The sequence below is a fragment of the Aeromicrobium flavum genome, assembly GCF_007992115.1.
Taxonomy (GTDB): Bacteria; Actinomycetota; Actinomycetes; order Propionibacteriales; family Nocardioidaceae; genus Aeromicrobium; species Aeromicrobium flavum.
The window spans coordinates 93464-107499 of sequence record NZ_BJZQ01000003.1 but is presented as its reverse complement, the minus strand read 5'-3'; the positions used below and the strand labels follow the sequence as shown (position 1 = coordinate 107499).

General features: G+C 72.5%; 7 protein-coding genes and 1 pseudogene. 2 read left to right on the top strand and 6 right to left on the bottom strand.

Going from position 1 to position 14036, the window contains the following annotated elements:
* Window positions 1–7: 7 nt before the first annotated feature.
* Window positions 8–3331 (bottom strand): CDP-glycerol glycerophosphotransferase family protein, encoded by a 3324-nt coding sequence (locus tag AFL01nite_RS05020; protein WP_146826078.1) that lies wholly within the window; start codon window positions 3329–3331, stop codon window positions 8–10.
* A 139-nt stretch (window positions 3332–3470) separates the two neighbouring features.
* Between AFL01nite_RS05020 and AFL01nite_RS05015 the strand changes: the two genes are divergently transcribed.
* Window positions 3471–5540: an acyltransferase family protein gene (locus tag AFL01nite_RS05015; protein ID WP_186813817.1), complete on the top strand. Its 2070-nt coding sequence runs from the start codon at window positions 3471–3473 to the stop codon at window positions 5538–5540.
* A 158-nt stretch (window positions 5541–5698) separates the two neighbouring features.
* On the opposite strand, the gene AFL01nite_RS05010 is transcribed toward AFL01nite_RS05015, so the two are convergent.
* The 5 genes and pseudogenes from AFL01nite_RS05010 to AFL01nite_RS04990 form a co-directional block, all read right to left on the bottom strand.
* A complete protein-coding gene (locus AFL01nite_RS05010; RefSeq protein ID WP_146826076.1) occupies window positions 5699–6493 on the bottom strand; it encodes a transglutaminase-like domain-containing protein in 795 nt (264 codons plus the stop codon).
* Window positions 6494–6546: 53 nt separating this feature from the next.
* Window positions 6547–7530 carry a methylmalonyl Co-A mutase-associated GTPase MeaB gene (gene meaB / locus AFL01nite_RS05005; protein WP_146826075.1) on the bottom strand — a complete coding sequence of 328 codons (984 nt, stop codon included), beginning with the start codon at window positions 7528–7530 and terminating at the stop codon, window positions 6547–6549.
* A 19-nt stretch (window positions 7531–7549) separates the two neighbouring features.
* On the bottom strand, window positions 7550–8893 hold the full coding sequence (locus AFL01nite_RS05000) for a hypothetical protein (protein ID WP_146826074.1): 1344 nt from the start codon (window positions 8891–8893) through the stop codon (window positions 7550–7552).
* A gap of 48 nt (window positions 8894–8941) precedes the next feature.
* A pseudogene (scpA, locus tag AFL01nite_RS04995) lies at window positions 8942–11041 on the bottom strand (methylmalonyl-CoA mutase); the annotation flags it as partial.
* Window positions 11042–11058: 17 nt separating this feature from the next.
* A complete protein-coding gene (locus AFL01nite_RS04990; protein ID WP_146826072.1) occupies window positions 11059–12846 on the bottom strand; it encodes a methylmalonyl-CoA mutase family protein in 1788 nt (595 codons plus the stop codon).
* Window positions 12847–12920: 74 nt separating this feature from the next.
* Here AFL01nite_RS04990 and serC point away from each other — a divergent pair, with 74 nt between their 5' ends.
* Window positions 12921–14036, top strand: coding sequence for a phosphoserine transaminase (gene serC, locus AFL01nite_RS04985; RefSeq protein ID WP_146826071.1), 1116 nt, complete (start codon window positions 12921–12923; stop codon window positions 14034–14036).

Here is a 14036-nt window from a genome sequence, read left to right as displayed (position 1 = left end):
GTGCATCTCAGGGAGTCGGGGCGGTGCCCCGCTCGGTCTCGGTGAACACGGCGTCGATGACGCGGTCGGAGGCGTGCCCGTCCTCGAGGCTGCCGAAGCGGTCGCGGAAGGCGGCCAGGCGCCCGGCGTAGCGGGCCTCGACGTCGGGCAGGCTCGCGATCGCGTCGATCACCTCGTCGCTCGTGCGCACCACCGGCCCGGGGGCGATCTCCTCGAGGTCGACGTAGAAGCCGCGCAGGTCGTCGCGGTAGTGCTCCAGGTCGTACACGTACGAGATGATCGGGCGCTGCCGCTGCGCGTAGTCGAACATGATCGACGAGTAGTCGGTGATCAGCGCGTCGGCCACGAGCAGGAGGTCCTGCGTGTCGGGGTACTTCGAGACGTTGACGATGCTCGCGTCGAGGTCCTTGGGCCAGGTGAACTTCACCAGCGGGTGCAGGCGCACCAGCAGGGTGACGTCGGAGCCGAGGCGCTCGGCGAACCGCCCCAGGTCGAGGGCCATGTCGTGTGACCACGCGCCCTTCGCCCCGGCCGCGCGGCCGTCGTCGCGGAACGTGGGCGCGTAGAGCACCACGGTGCGGTCCTCGGGCAGGCCCAGGCGCAGCCGGGTCTCGCGCGCTCGTCGACGGCCGACCTCGGTGTGGAACACGTCGTTGCCCGGGTATCCCGACTCGATGATCGGCCCGGTGAAGCCGAACGCGCTGCGGAACGCCTGCGTCGCGTACTCGCTGGGCGACACGAGCGACGACCACCGCTCGACCAGCTCCTGGGCCTTCTGGTGGTAGTCGTCGGCGCGACCGTGCATCACCGGCACGTCGTTCTGCATCCTCTTGAGCGGCGTGCCGTGCCAGGTCTGCAGGTAGTGCGTCCCGCGGGGGCGCCGGCAGAGGTCGTGGACGTTCTGGTTGAACACCCAGTAGCGCGCCCTCGACAGGGTCCAGAAGTACCGCGGGGTCAGCCGGAACACCTTGTGCGCGCCCGGCGGCACCCGCAGCGTGGAGTTGTTGACGTACCAGAGGTCCAACGACGTCCCGCGCTCGTGCAGGCGCTCGAAGAGGGCCCGGGGGCTGCCCCCGTAGGCGCCGCCGCGATCGCTCTCGAACACGGCGATGTCGCGCCGCGGCAGCAGGCTGCCGAAGCGGAACATCAGCGACATCACGCGGTAGTAGTGCGGTCCGGCGCGGAAGCGCTTGAACGCGTCGCGGACCGGGCGCGCGTTGCGCAGGCGCAGCAGGCGGGTGGAGAGTCCGTCGGCGGTGCGCACCATCTCGTAGTTGCGCTCGGCGTAGCCCGTCGGCGGCAGCTCGAGGTACGTCGCGGCGCGCCCCGCGTACTCGTCGGCCATCACGAAGCCCGACGCGGCGGAGCCGGCCACCTCGCGGGCCAGGTCGGCGGCGCGGTGGGCGATCGGGCCGGGCAGCGCGGTGGCGGCGTCGACGAACGGAGTGCGGGCGCCGGTGAGGACGGCGTCGTCGAAGCGGAAGAAGAACACCGGCCGGCGCAGGAACGCCGCGTCCCACGCCACGCTGGAGTAGTCGGTCACCAGGGCGGCGCTGGTGCGGATGAGCTCCTGCACGTCGGCGTCGCGGGGCGCGATCGAGATGCCCTCGAGCGGCAGGTCGTCCACCAGCGCCCGCAGGTTCGGGTGCATCACCATGAGGATCTCGACCCCGTCGCGCTGCAGGCCCTGGATCTGGGGATCGTTGAGGAACTCCAGCCAGTTGGCGAGGTAGGTGCTGGAGAGCACGCTCTCGCGGCTGGTCAGCCAGTCACGCCAGGTGGGCATCACGAGGAGGCGTCGCCGCACCTGCGGCTCGCCCTCGAAGAGGGAGTCGTAGCGCGCGAAGCCCGTCACGGCGACCTGCGAGGGGAAGAAGTCGAGGTCCTCGATGAAGATCTGCCGCTCGGCGGCCGAGTTCACCACGACGCGGTCCGGCGGCATCTCCTGCATGTGCAGGCGGCCGTAGTTGAGGCGCACGTTCTTCATGCCGGTGACGCCGTGCTGCAGGAACACGCGCAGGCCGCGCGCGTGGCGGGCCAGCCGCGGCGACCGCGAGGCGTGCAGGTACTCGGCATGGTGGCTGCCGACGAAGCGCGACGCCAGCGCCGTGTAGCGGATGTGGTCGCGCGAGCGGGCGGTGACGACGTGACCGAACGGCTCGACCTTCTCGCGGTCGGGCGAGTCGGCGTCGATGACGTAGTAGGCGCGCCGGTCGGGATGGTGGCGCCGGATCCACCGGAACAGGGCGAAGCCGTTGTCCTGCGCCTTGTAGGGCACCTCGCCGACGAGCCAGATGCCCGAGAACGGTCGCAGCGGGGCGAGCAGCCAGGCCCAGCGCTCGATCCGGCGCAGGTAACGGTGGTTCTCGACCGTGAACCGCTCCGACCAGAACGCCAGCCGCTTGGCGCGGAACGTCAGGTAGGGCACCCACTGGTCGACGTGGCCACCTCCGGTGGTGGGCACCGGGAGGTCGCGCAGCCGGAAGCGGGCGAAGCTCTTCTCCGCGAACGGCACGCGCACCGGCAGCTCGAAGCCGTCGAGCTCCATGATCAGGTGCGGGTCGATGATGCCCTCGCGCTCGGCGTCGTCGACCGCCGGCGGCATGATGTCGAAGCCGATCCGGTACTCGTGGAGGCCGAAGCCGGCGGTGGCGTCGAGCGGCTCGACGCGCACGGGGATCTCCTGCGTGGTGCCGGAGAAGCGCCACTGCAGCGACAGCCGGATGTCGCGCGCGGGGCGCGAGAAGGTCTTCAGGACCAGGTCGGCGGCGATGCCGCCGGGGCCCACGTCGAGGCGCGTCCCCTCCACCTCGAAGCGGCGGATGGGCTCGGCGGCGTAGCGCACCGAGACGTTGCCCTGGTCGGTGACGTGGGACCACGCGTGCACCTGCTCGCCGAAGGGCGAGGCCGCACCCTCGATCTCGAGGAACGACATCGCCGCGGACGTGTCCGTGCGCACGAAGCGTCCCAGTCGCACCTCGCTGCGCTTGCCGCCGCTGCGCTCGACCTCGATGAACAGGTCGAACCGCCCCGCGGCCCGGCCGCCGGCCTCCCACAGGGCCACCGGATCGAGGGTGAAGCCGAACCGCCGATCGGGGGCCTGCTCGAGTCGCAGGCACACCTGCCCGAGCCGGCTGGCCGGCCGCACGACGAGCGCGACGGCCCGCAGCGGCTCGTGGAGCTCGCCGGTGTAGACGATGCGGCCGCCCTCGTGCCGCACGACGAGCTCGGCGTGCGGACTCGGTGCCGGTGCACGGCCGAGAGCCCGGCGCAGTCGCTCCTTGGCCGCCGCCGGGACCAACGCCACGACGCGACGACGCACTCGACCCACGTCCGGCATGCTCTCCTCGGTTCCGTCGACTCCGCTGTGCTCACGCGAGTGTCGAGTCTAGTGGGACCGGCCCGTGGCCGGCCGGACGCCCGCGCCGGACCGCCGGGGCGGCGCTGGGCCCGGAACGTATCGTGGTCCGGTGCCTGCCAGCCCTCCTCGTGACCGCTTCCGGGCCGAGATCGCGGCCCTGCGCGCCTGTGCGGTGCTGCTCGTGGTGCTCTACCACCTGTGGCCGGGCCGCCTGCCGGGCGGCTACATCGGCGTCGACGTCTTCTTCGTGATCTCCGGCTTCCTCATCACCGGCCACCTGCTGCGCGAGACCGCCGACACGGGCCGGATCGACCTCGCCCGATTCTGGGCCCGGCGCGCCCGGCGGCTGCTGCCCGCGGCCTATCTCGTGCTGGCGTCCTCGGCCTTGGCGGTGTGGCTGTGGCTGCCGCTGGTGAGCTGGCGCCAGAACTTCACGGAGGTCATCGCCTCGGCCCTGTACGTCCAGAACTGGGCGTTGGCGGCCGACTCGGTCGACTACCTCGCCGCCGAGGCCGAGCCGACGGCCGTCCAGCACTACTGGACGCTCTCGATCGAGGAGCAGTTCTACCTGGTGTGGCCGCTGCTGGTGCTGCTGGCCACCGTGCTGGCCGTGCGACTGGGCCGCTCGCGCCGCCTCACCGTCGCGGTCGTGCTGGGTGCCACGACGATCGCGAGCCTGGCCTACTCGCTGTGGATCACCCAGGCCAATCCCCCGGCGGCCTACTTCGTCACCCCGGCGCGCGCGTGGCAGTTCGGGGCGGGGGCCCTGCTGGCCCTCGCGATGGGCAGCGCCACCGTGCGCCGCGGCGGCGCGGCCTCCGCGCTGTCGTGGGCCGGCTTCGGGGCCCTGGCGTGGTGCGGCCTGACCTACGACGCGTCCACGCCGTTCCCCGGCACGGCGGCGATCGTGCCGGTCGTGGCCACCCTCGCGGTCATCTGGGCGGGTGAGCCCACCGGTCCGCTGTCCCCCACGGCGCTCATGCGCTGGCGCGTGACGCACACCCTGGGCGAGATCTCGTACTCGATGTACCTGTGGCACTGGCCGCCGATCGTGATCCTGCCGTACGTGCTCGGTCACGAGCTCGGGCTCGGCGAGCGCATCGGCATCCTGGCCTTCACGATCGCCGCGTCCTGGGCCACCAAGCGGTGGGTCGAGGACCCCGTCCGCTTCACCGGCAGGCTCGGGCTGCGCCGTCCGGCGAGGACCGGCGTGGCCACGCTCGCGGGGGCCGCCCTGCTGGTGTCGGGCTGCCTCGTGGGGCACCAGTCGGCCGTCGCGGCCGAGCAACGCGCGAGCGAGGTGGCCGCGCAGCTCGTCGAGGACGCGCCCGACTGCTTCGGCGCCGCCTCGCGCGATCCCGAGAAGCACTGCGTCAACCCCGAGCTGGCCGACCAGCTGGTCCCCAGCCCCGAGGCCGTCGTCGACGACTACGCCCGGCAGTACCCCGGCTGCTTCGCCGGCGTGCACGACACGAAGCTGAACGACTGCACGTTCGGCGACCTCTCCGACGACTCGCTGCCGCACGTGACCCTGCTGGGCGACTCGCACGCCCGGTCGTTCCTGCCGGCCCTGGTGCGGATGGCGGACCAGAGGCTCATCACGCTGTCGGCCCAGCTCAAGAGCAGCTGCTCGTGGACGCGCGACGAGATCGACCACGAGGACCCGCTGCGCGTCAGCAGCTGCCAGGAGTTCAAGCAGAACCTGCAGGCCTGGCTGGTCGACCGCGCGCCCGAGACCGACCTGATCCTCACCACGGGGTACGCGAGACTGCTGACCGGCTCGGGCGAGGAGCAGGTCGACAGCATGGCGGCCGTCTGGCGGCCGATCATCGACGCCGGGGTCCGGATCGTGGCGATCCGCGACAACCCGCGCCTCCCGAGCCCTCCCCAGAAGTGCCTGTCGCAGCTCGAGCAGATCACGCCCGACGCGTGCGCCTTCGACCGCGACGAGGCCCTGGGCCACGTCGACGCCTTCGCGGCGGCCGGCACGCAGGTCGACGGCGCCCAGGTGCTGGACCTGACCCCGTTCTACTGCGACGACGCCACGTGCCCCGCCATCATCGGCGGCGTCAACGTCTACCGCGACATCACGCACCTCAGCGTCACGTACGTGCGCACCATGACGCCGTACGTCTACCGCCGGTTGGTGGGGATGGGGGCGCTGCCGCGTCCGACGTGAGGCCACGCGGGACGTCTCCGGAGACGGAGCTGCCGCGACGCCGGATCGCCCCCCCGAGGCGATGCGGCGACGCGGCAGTCGCTTGGGCACGACCTTAACCCATCCCGGTAGTTCTTTGGAACTAGGAAGCTGGTTCTTTTCGGCATGTCACGGGACGTTCACCCCAGGGTCACCAGGCGCGTGACGTCGTCGCTGGGCAGCGAGTCGGCCACGGCGGTGACGTTCATGCGGTTGAGGGTGACCGCCGCATGGTGCTGCGAGAGGAAGGCCGTCTCGGAGGCGTCCATCCCCGTCGCGATGCGCACCATGGTCTCGCGCGGGGCGAGCGACGTCGCGTCGACGACGTGCCAGTCGCCCTCGACGTAGGCCTCCGCCACCGCGTGGAAGTCCATCGGCTGCAGGCCCGGCGCGTAGACCGACACGAGCCGCGCGGGCACGTCGTGCGCGCGCAGCAGCGCGATGACCAGGTGGGCGAAGTCGCGGCACACGCCCTGGCGCTTCAGCATCGTCTGGACCGCGCCGTCGGTGGGCTGGCTGCTGCCGGTCACGTACGACAGCTGGGTGCCGACCCAGGAGGTCACCGCGTCCAGCAGCGGCTTGCCGGCCAGGCCCTTGAACTCGGCGCGGGAGATCGCGAAGAGCGAGTCCGACTCGGCGTAGCGGCTCGGCCGGCGGTACTCGATGATGTCGAGCTCCTCGGTGACGATCGGGCTCGCGTGCCCGACCACCACGGCCTCGTAGTCGATGGTGACCGGACCGGGCGGAGCGTCGATCCGGTGCAGACGGGTCTCGTGCCGCCCGGCGATCTCGCGGGCCTCCAGCGCGGAGCCGTTCTGCACGACCGTCAGCGTCTCGCGCTCGGTCTCGACGTTGCCCGCGACGGCGACGGACAGGACGAGGTCGGCCCGGTCGAAGGTGTGCAGCTCGAGATGGGCGGAGACGGTGCGCTTCACTCGCACCATGCTGGCACGCGCGCCCCAGCCGCGCGATGCGACGAGCGCCACCCTCAGCGGTCGAAGGCGCCCAGGATCTCGTCGGCGGCGGCGGCCGGGGACAGCCGGCCGGCCAGCACCTCGTCGCGCACCCGGTCGCGGACCTGTCCGACCGCCTCGTCGGTGGCCAGCCGCTGCTCGATCTCGTCGCGGACGAGCGCCCAGGTGAAGTCGAGCTGCTGCTGCGCCCGCTTCTCGGCGACGCCGCGCTGGCCCATGAACTCGCGGTGCCGCAGGACCCGGCTCCACACGGTGTCGATCCCGTTGCCCTCGAGCGCCGAGCAGGTCAGCACGGGCGGCACCCAGTCCTGCGTGCCGGCGTAGACCAGCCGCAGCGCGCCGGCCAGCTCGCGGGCGGTGGACTGGGCCTCGCGCTCGCGCTCGCCGTCGGCCTTGTTGACCGCGATCACGTCGGCGATCTCGAGGATGCCCTTCTTGATCCCCTGCAGCTGGTCGCCCGTGCGGGCCAGCGTCAGGAACAGGAACGTGTCGACCATCCCGGCGACCGTGATCTCGGACTGCCCGACGCCGACGGTCTCGACCAGCACCACGTCGTGGCCGGCGGCCTCGAGCACGGTCAGGGCCTGACTCGTGGCGCGCGCGACGCCGCCGAGGCTGCCGGCGCTGGGCGACGGGCGGATGTACGCGTTCGGGTCGGCGGACAGGCGCACCATGCGGGTCTTGTCGCCCAGCACGGAGCCGCGGGTGCGGACGCTGGACGGATCCACGGCGAGCACGCCCACCCGGTGGCCGCGACCGGTCAGGTGCACGCCGAGCGCCTCGATGAACGTCGACTTGCCCACGCCGGGGACGCCGGAGATCCCCACCCGCACCGCTCCGCCGACCTTCGAGTCGGGAGCGGCCGTCAGCTCGGCCAGCAGCTCACGCGAGGCGGCACGGTGGTCGGTCCGGCGGGACTCGACCAGCGTGATGGCCCGCGAGACCGCGGCCCGCCGGCCCTCACGGACACCGTCGATCAACTGGGTCTGGTCGGTCACGCCTGCATCGTATCGGCGGTCACGGCGTGACCGACGCGGCCGTGAGGCCGAAGTCGGCCAGCGTCGCCGCGACGTGCTCGTGCAGCTGCTCGCGGCCGAGACCACCACCGACCGGGTGCGCGACGACCGAGAGGTAGACCGCGCCCAGCGCCGTGCCGGCCAGCACGTAGAGCTTGCCGCCGAGGCGGTCGAGCTCGGCTGCCGTCTGCCCCGGCTCGGCGGACCGCACCCAGAAGTCGTCCGGATCAGCGCCGTCGATCCGCAGGATCGCGGGATCGAGCCGGCCGTGGTTGGAGCAGCCGATCGGCGCGGCGGTCGAGCCCATCGCGAGCTGCTCGGCGCGACGGACGACCGCGGGCGGGGTGACCGGCACGAGCGGCAGCACGGCCAGCATCTCGTTGGGCTGCTCGGTCCGCTCGCGCAAGGCGGCCTTGGTGGCGGCCCGGAGCGCGGTGAGGTCGTGGTCGAGTTCGTCCGGGTCGGCCTGCACCATCACCGAGTCGAGCGCGTTCGCGCGGGTGTCGCCCTCGATCCGCACGCTGACGGGCACCGCGAGCGTCACCCGCCCGGCCTCGTCGACGCGGTCGAGCCGTCGCCCGAGGCGCGCGGCGAACGCCGACACGAGCGTGTTGCTGGTGCCGCCGAGCCGCGTCGCGACCGCCTCCCAGTCCGCCCCGGCGACCCGCACGCAGGCGGCGGTGGCGTGGAACGGCTCGTCCGGGCCGGTCGCTGCCGCCGGCTGCGGCGCGGGGGTCGCCGCCGCCGCGGTCGTCCCTCCGCCCTCGGAGCGCGCGACGCGGATCCCCGCGATCACCGCGCGGACGACCGCCGGAAGATCGCGCACGAACGTGGCGAGGTCCGACCACAGCAGCGACCGTCGCTGCCGGGTGCCGCGGACCGGGTAGTCCGGGCGACGACGGACGCCCTTCACGGCGTCGGCGATCGCGTCGAGCTTGCAGAGGCCGTCGCCGAGCGCGTGCGGCGACACCATCGCGACGGCCGTGCCCCCGTCGGTCAGCGGCAGCACGCCGATCCGCCAACCGGGCCCGTGCTCGGGATCGACGCCGCGGTCGCCCAGCTCGTCGGTCCAGTCCTGGATCGCGTCCCGCGGGCGCGGGACGGGCTCGATCTCGATCGGCGGCACCGCGTCGACGGCCACCCAGCGGTGCCGGCCGCCGGGCAGCGGCGACCGCTGGACGAGCCGTCCCAGCAGCGTGCCGGCGAGGTCCTCGTTGACGCGCCGGAGCGCGGCGAGGTCGACGGGTCGGTCGTACACCCAGGTGAAGAAGGTCCACGGCTGGTGCCCCAGGGCGCGCAGCCCCAGGAACGAGCCCTGGTCCATCAGGGCGAGGCGGTCGTCCACCCCTGCATGCTAGGGCAACTCGCAGTTACGTCGACGCGGTTGGCCGGGTCAGGCCCCCTGCTCGCGCAGGCGCGCCAACAGGTCGAGCGCGGAGTCGGCGATGACCGTGCCGGGCAGGAACACCTCGGCCGCGCCCATCTCCTTGAGCGTCGCCACGTCGTCGGGCGGGATGACGCCGCCGATGACGACCATGATGTCGGGACGACCCTGCTCCTCCAGCGCCGCCTTCAACGCCGGCAGCAGCGTGAGGTGACCCGCCGCGAGGGACGAGACCCCCACGACGTGGACGTCGGCGTCGACCGCCTGCTGGGCGACCTCCTCCGGCGTCGAGAACAGCGGGCCCACGTCGACGTCGAAGCCCATGTCGGCGAACGCCGTGACGATGACCTTCTGGCCGCGGTCGTGACCGTCCTGGCCCATCTTGGCCACGAGGATGCGGGGGCGACGGCCCTCGGCACGCTCGAACTCGTCGGTGGCCTCGATGACCTGGGCGACGTTGCCCGCCTGTCCGGCTTCGGTGCGGTACACACCCGAGATCGTACGGATCACGGCTTGGTGGCGCCCGTAGACCTTCTCCAGCGCATCGCTGATCTCGCCGACGGTGGCCTTGGCGCGCGCGGCGTCGACGGCCAGCTTCAGCAGGTTGCCGTCCATCGAGCCCTCGCCGCCGGACTGCTGCGCGCCCCGCTCGGCCGACGCCGTCAGCGCGTGGAGCGCGGAGCGGACGTCGTCGTCGTTGCGCTCGGCGCGCAGGCGCTCGAGCTTGGCGATCTGCGACGCCAGCACGGCCTTGTTGTCGACCTTGAGGACCTCGAAGGGCTCCTCGTCGGGGACGCGGAAGGTGTTGACGCCGATCACGGCCTGCTGGCCCGAGTCGATGCGGGCCTGGGTGCGGGCCGCGGCCTCCTCGATGCGCATCTTGGGGATGCCCTCGTCGATGGCCTTGGCCATGCCGCCGGCGGCCTCGACCTCCTGGATGTGCGCCCAGGCGCGGTTGGCCAGGTCGTGGGTCAGCTTCTCGACGTAGTACGAGCCGGCCCACGGGTCGATCGTCTGCGTGGTGCCCGACTCCTGCTGCAGCAGCAGCTGGGTGTTGCGGGCGATCCGGGCGCTGAAGTCGGTGGGCAGCGCGATGGCCTCGTCGAGCGCGTTGGTGTGCAGGCTCTGGGTGTGGCCCTGCGTGGCTGCCATCGCCTCGATCGCCGTGCGGCCGACGTTGTTGTAGACGTCCTGCGCCGTCAGGCTCCAGCCCGAGGTCTGCGAGTGCGTGCGCAGGCTCAGCGACTTGGGGTTCTTCGGGTCGAAGTCGCTGACCAGCCGGGCCCACAGCGCGCGGGCGGCGCGCAGCTTGGCGACCTCCATGAAGAAGTTCATGCCGATGGCCCAGAAGAAGCTCAACCGGGGTGCGAAGGCGTCGATGTCGAGACCGACGTCGAGGCCCGCGCGGATGTACTCGACGCCGTCGGCGAGCGTGTACGCCAGCTCGAGGTCGTTCGTCGCCCCGGCCTCCTGGATGTGGTAGCCGGAGATCGAGATGGAGTTGAACCGCGGCATCTTGGCCGCCGTGTACGCGAAGATGTCGGAGATGATCCGCATCGAGGGCGCCGGCGGGTAGATGTACGTGTTCCGGACCATGAACTCCTTGAGGATGTCGTTCTGGATGGTCCCGGTCAGCTGCTCGGGCTTCACGCCCTGCTCCTCGGCCGCCACGATGAAGAGCGCGAGGACGGGCAGCACCGCGCCGTTCATCGTCATCGAGACGCTCATCTGGTCGAGCGGGATGCCTTCGAACAGCGTGCGCGTGTCGTAGATCGAGTCGATCGCGACGCCCGCCATGCCCACGTCGCCGACGACGCGCGGGTTGTCGGAGTCGTAGCCGCGGTGGGTGGCGAGGTCGAACGCGACCGACAGGCCCTTCTGGCCGGCGGCCAGGTTGCGGCGGTAGAACGCGTTGGACTCCTCGGCGGTGGAGAAGCCCGCGTACTGGCGGATCGTCCACGGCTGGGTCGTGTACATCGCCGGGTACGGACCGCGCAGGAACGGGCTCATGCCCGGGTAGGTGTCGAGCGCGTCGAGGCCCTCGAGGTCGTCAGGCGTGTAGAGACGCTTGACGGGGATGCCCTCGGGGCTCTGCCACGGCTCGCCCGCGAAGCTCTGGGGGGTGCTCATCTCTGCAGCTCCTCTCGCAGGCCGCGCAGGAAGGCCAGCGCGTCCAGGCCCATGGCCGCCGAGGCGTCCTGGCCGATGTCGGTCTTGCCGGCGACGACCACGTGGGACGCGCCGTTCTCGCGGAGGGCGGCGACGAGGTCGGCACCCCATGCGCCGTAGGCCTGGTCGGTGCCGGCGAGGCACACGACCGGGGGTGCGCCGGCCTCGAGGTACCGGTCGACGGCCTCGGCGACGTCGGCCGTGGCACCGGCCGCGCCGATGCCGATCCCGCCGGCCGCCAGGAGGTTGATGGCGAAGGTGGCGCGCGCGGTGTGCGCCGCGATCGGGCCCATCGTGGCCAGGAAGACCGGGGCCGCGACCGGCTCGTCGCGCATCTGCTCGAACTCGCCGGCGTAGCGGTGGACCTCGGGCGCGACCGGGTACGGGCGGCGCTCGGGCAGCGTCTCGGCGGGGTTCGGGAACTCGCTCACGCCGGTGATCGGCCGCTGGCGGCGGGCGATCTGCAGCGCGCGGTCGTCGCGCACGGCCTCGACGAGCGGCAGGAGGCGCTCGGCGGCCGCGTCCAGGTCGGCCACGCCCTCCAGCTCGTCGAGACCGTCGAGCTCGGCGAACAGCTCCCACGCCGCCATGGCGAGGTCGTCGGTGAACTTCTCGACCGCGTACGCGCCACCGGCGGGGTCGGCCACCTTCGCGACGTGCGACTCGTGGATCAGCAGGCTCGAGGTGTTGCGCGCGATGCGGCGGCTGAACGGCGTCGGGAGCCCGAGCGGCTCGTCGAACGGCAGCACCGTGACGGCCTCCGCACCGCCGACGCCGGCGGCGAAGCCGGCGACCGTCGTGCGGAGCATGTTCGTGTACGAGTCGTAACGCGCCATCATCGGCCGCGAGGTGACGGCGTGCTGGCGCTGGGCGCGGGCCGCCTCGCCGATGCCGCTCAGCTCGCCGACCCGGTTCCACAGGGTGCGCGCGGCGCGCAACTTGGCGATGGTGGGGAACTGCTCGTCGGTGGCCGCGTAGCGGAACTCCAGCTGCGCGGCGGCCTCGTCGGTGGTGAACCCGGCGGCCTCGAGCGCGCGCAGGTAGGTGACGGCGACCATCATCGACCAGGCGAGCTCCTGCACCTCGGACGCGCCGCGGTCGTGCAGGGCGCTGGCGTCGACGACGACGCCGCGGACACCGGCCTCCTTCGCGAGCGTGGCGACGCGCACCACGGCCTCGAGGTCATGGCCGCCGGCACCGAGGTTGGTCAGCGCGTGGGGGTCGGTGCCCTTGTCGCGGCACACCGCCAGGAAGGCTTCCGCGGCGGCGACCGGATCCTCCGGGGCGTCCAGCACGACGGGTGCGAGGTCGAGGAAGACGGGCTCGAGCAGCGTGGCCAGGCGGTCGGCGGCGATGCCGCGCTCGCCCACGGTGAGCCACAGCGAGTTGGCGCCGTTCTCGAGCTCGGTGGCGAGGTCCTCGGGCGTGGTGTCGGGATCGGTGAACCAGCCGCGGACGTCCCACCCGGTCAGCTCGGGATCGGCCGTTCCGGACCCGCGCGTGTAGGGCGCCTCACCCGGCAGCCCGGTCTCGGGCAGGTCGGCGACGAGGTCGGCGGTGCCCAGCGGGGTGATGCTGAGCCCGTCGAGCGTCGTGGTGGTCAGCAGCGACCACACGTCGGAGTCGGGAGCGTCCTCGGCGAGCCGACGCGTCTTGCGCAGGACGGCCGCCGTGGCCTTCTCCCACTCCGACTGGTCGTGCTCGATGCCCTCAGCCAGGGGCACCACGGGCTGGTCTGTCGCCATGCGAGGCATGGTATCCGTCCCGTCCGGCGGACGGTTCAACGCATCGTTCCGGTGGCTGCTGCGAGAATGACGCCGTGCGCATCCCCGACGAACTCCTGCCCGGCGACGGACGCTTCGGCTCCGGCCCCTCGAAGGTGCGCCCGGAGGCGCTGGCCGCGCTCGCCGCCACCGGCGACACCCTGCTGGGCACGTCGCACCGTGCGGCGCCGGTCAAGGCCGTGGTCGGCAGCATCCGCGCCGGCCTGGCCGACCTCTTCTCCCTGCCCGACGGCCACCAGGTCGTCCTCGGGCTGGGCGGCTCGCACGCCTTCTTCGACGCCGCGATGTTCGGCCTCGTCGACCGCCGCAGCCAGCACCTCGTGCACGGCGAGTTCACCACCAAGTTCGCCCGGGCGGTCGCCGCGGCACCGTTCCTGGACGACCCCGAGATCCTCGAGTCGGACCCCTCGACGCACCCCGACCCGCACGCCACGGCGGGGGTCGACACGTACGCCTGGGCGCACAACGAGACCTCCACCGGCGTGATGGTGCCCGTGCGCCGGCCCACCGGCATCGACGACGGCGCCCTCGTGCTGGTCGACGCCACGTCCGGGGCGGGGGGCCTGCCCGTCGACGTCGCCGAGACGGACGTCTACTACTTCGCGCCGCAGAAGGGCTTCGCGTCCGACGGCGGCCTGTGGATCGCGCTCATGTCCCCCGCCGCGATCGAGCGCGCCCGCCGGATCAAGGCGTCGGGCCGCCACATCCCGGGGTTCCTCGACCTGCCGACCGCGATCGACAACTCGCTGAAGGACCAGACCTACAACACCCCGGCGGTCGCGACGCTATTCCTCATGGACCAGCAGGTGCGCTGGCTGAACGACAACGGCGGCCTCGACTGGGCCGTCGCGCGCACCACCGACTCGTCCTCGCGGCTCTACGCCTGGGCCGAGGCCAGTGCGTTCGCCACGCCGTTCGTCCCCGACCCGGCCGACCGGTCGCTCGTCGTCGGCACGATCGACCTCGAGGGCGTGGCCGCGGCCGACGTCGTCGCCGCCCTGCGCGAGAACGGCATCGTCGACGTCGCCGGCTACCGCGGCCTCGGCCGCAACCAGCTCCGCATCGCGATGTTCCCCGCCATCGAGCCCGACGACATCACCGCCCTCACCCGCTGCATCGACCACGTCGTGGAGCGGCTCGCCGCGGAATGA